The sequence below is a fragment of the Caldithrix sp. genome (genome assembly GCF_056497305.1).
This window is the reverse complement of record NZ_JBSMDE010000109.1, coordinates 1-2,733: the sequence shown is the minus strand read 5'-3', so window position 1 is coordinate 2,733 and position 2,733 is coordinate 1. Positions and strand designations below refer to the sequence as shown.

Genomic DNA, 2,733 nt, shown 5'->3' with positions numbered 1-2,733 from the left:
TACCTATAAAATGAAAAATACGTTTTTTAATCGTAAGCGTGAATTAGAGTTTTTGTTACGTAAATTTCATTCAGGTCAAGCAGAGTTGTTAATTTTTCGGGGACGTCGACGCGTGGGCAAAACTTTTCTGCTTAAAGAATTTGCCAATCAGGTAAATGGCCTTTATTTGATGGGAACCGTTACATCACAAGCGGATCAGTTATCCGGATTTTCGCAAATTCTGGCCGAATATTTTAAGGACAACCTGTTGCGTATGCGGCCGTTATCAAATTGGGATGAATTTTTTCTTTATCTAAATCAAAAAATCACACAGAGAACGGCTATTATTATCGATGAATATTCTTATCTGGTGGAGTCCAATAGCGGATTAAGTACTATTTTGCAGAAGCATTGGGATGAACATTTGAGTAAAAATCCCAACGTCTTTCTGCTTTTAAATGGCTCGGCGCTTTCGATGATGGAACGAGAAACTTTGAACGGGAAATCACCGCTTTATGGCCGACGCACAGGTCAGTGGTTTGTGGAACCGTTTGATGTTGTGGAAAACCAGCGCTTTTTTTCTGGCGATTCCCTTACGCGTGCCATCGAATGGTACGCAATTACGGGTGGCGTTCCTTTTTATTCGTCGATCCTTTCACGGCACCGCACCCCGTTAGAGGCTATCGAAAAGGAAATATTGTGTTACGGCGAAACGTTATTTGAAGAAGTTGAATTCCTTCTACGCGGCGAGTTTCGCAATCCGCGCAGTTATTTTCCCATCTTAAAAGCCATTGCCCTGGGCAGCCGTAAATTTGGCGAAATATCATCAAAAACCGGATACGATCGGGCTAATCTAACCAAATACCTCTCTTCGCTTATGGAATTGCAGCTCATCCGGCGTGAAGTTCCTGCAAGCGAAGAAAATCCAGCTAAATCGAAAAAAGGCCTTTTTTTTCTGAATGATTATTTCATGAATTTCTGGTTCCGATTTGTCTTTCCCTACCAGAGTGAATTGGTTACCGGACAGACACAACGTATTTTTAATGAGGTGGTTAAGCCTCAATTTGACCTGTATGTGGCGCAAACCTGCGAGCCGATCATCAGGCAACTCTTGAAAATAGATTTTTTTAAGCTGGGATTTGAATTTGAAAGATTGGGAAGATTCTGGAGCAGAAATACGGAAATCGACATTTTGGGATATACGCGAGACGGCCGAACGGTTATCGGAGAGATCAAATGGAAACGCTCTGCGGTAAACGAACGTGAAATGGACGCTTTTATAAACAAACAACGGCACCTGGAACCGTTCATAAAAGGAAAAACAGAAAAACTGTTTATCTCTAAAAACGGTTTCAGAAAAGTGGCGACTCAAAAATTTTCGCATGTCAGGCTGGTGGATTTACGGGATTACAGGATCGGACATTAGGGTATGGATGAATTGTAATGTTCAAAACAGACGTTGTAGCGCGACTCTCCAGAGTCGCCAGGCAGCCATGCATTGAAAATCAAACCCTGGTAGGCGTGGGCTTTACGCCCACGCTTTATGCTTCACACCTAAAACAGAATCATTTTATTAGAATCATCTTTTTCATTTTTACCTGCCTGCCGGCTTTTAGTCGCGCCCAGTAAATTCCGCTTGCTAAATTTTTACCGTTAAAAACCACGGTATGATGTCCTGGCTCGAGAATGCGATCGATGAGAGTTTGCACTTTCTGGCCTAAAATATTGTAAACCACCAACTGCACACGACAGGTACGTGAAATTTGAAAAGGAATGGTCGTTTGGGGATTAAATGGATTGGGATAATTCTGTCCTAATGTAAAATTCGTAGGCACCAAATACCTGTTTTGTACAGCCGTTAAAGGTGTGGCATCGAATAAATAGACGTCCTGATCGGTAAAAGATTTTGTTGTTATGATATTAAAGGTGTCTCCGGAAGCAGGCGCAATTGGCAATTCGTTATCTGGAAACTGCCCCATGAGATTCCATAATGTGACAGTTTTACTGGAAACTTTTTCATAGAGAAAAATGTAATCTTTTGGTTGCCATTGAACAGAATCCGGATTTTTCTGAAAAACATGAACACTGAGCGCTTTATTTAAAGTAAGATTATCCGCTTTAAAATTTAATGAGTCCACTCTAAAAAGGTAATAAATTTGTCTAATAACACAAAATTTTTTATCTTTACATTGTAAAAATCAAGTAAAACCAGATAGTTAAGCCTATGTTCAAGAAAAATACCCAGCACTTCCAAACAGACATATTCGGACTGTATTATATGTTACCTGAGAAGTTAAAAAAGGAAGTAAAAAAGTCCGAAGAATATTATTTTTACAAACTGGTCTTTAGTAAAATTGACGAAGAAATATTTTCGGTTCTCTATTCCGACAAAAAGAGTCGTCCCAATGCTCCGGTTAATACTCTTGTGTCTGCGCTTATTTTGATGGCTCATAATAACTGGACATACGAGCAACTTTTTAAACAAATAAAATTCAATATATTAGTTAAGATTGCTTTAGGCTTAGATTCATTAGAGGAAATTCCTTTTAGTCCCGCTACCATTTTTAATTTTCAGAATCGAATCAATGTGGAGGCGACCGTAAAAGAATTTACCTGTCGAATGTCGGGGAAGAAGTTAAAAGTAAGAGGTTTGTTCAAAACGATAATATTTGCCTATAGTGTTGGCATTTCTGTAAACTTTGGACGGATATTTAGACATCTTATGGATAATCCCGATTTTTTTGCACAACTTTT

The 2,733-nt window shown here is 39.2% G+C and carries 3 protein-coding genes; 2 read left to right on the top strand and 1 reads right to left on the bottom strand.

The window, feature by feature from the left end:
* A partial coding sequence (locus tag ACWB0I_RS09215; RefSeq protein WP_479387767.1) for an ATP-binding protein occupies positions 1-1,405 on the top strand: 1,405 nt, incomplete at its 5' end.
* 139 nt (positions 1,406-1,544) lie between these two features.
* On the opposite strand, the gene ACWB0I_RS09210 is transcribed toward ACWB0I_RS09215, so the two are convergent.
* The gene (locus ACWB0I_RS09210) at positions 1,545-1,958 is read right to left on the bottom strand and encodes a T9SS type A sorting domain-containing protein (RefSeq protein ID WP_479387766.1); all 414 of its coding nucleotides are present in this window, start codon (positions 1,956-1,958) and stop codon (positions 1,545-1,547) included.
* 299 nt (positions 1,959-2,257) lie between these two features.
* Here ACWB0I_RS09210 and ACWB0I_RS09205 point away from each other — a divergent pair.
* On the top strand, positions 2,258-2,733 hold a 476-nt coding region (locus ACWB0I_RS09205; protein ID WP_479387765.1), incomplete at its 3' end, for a transposase.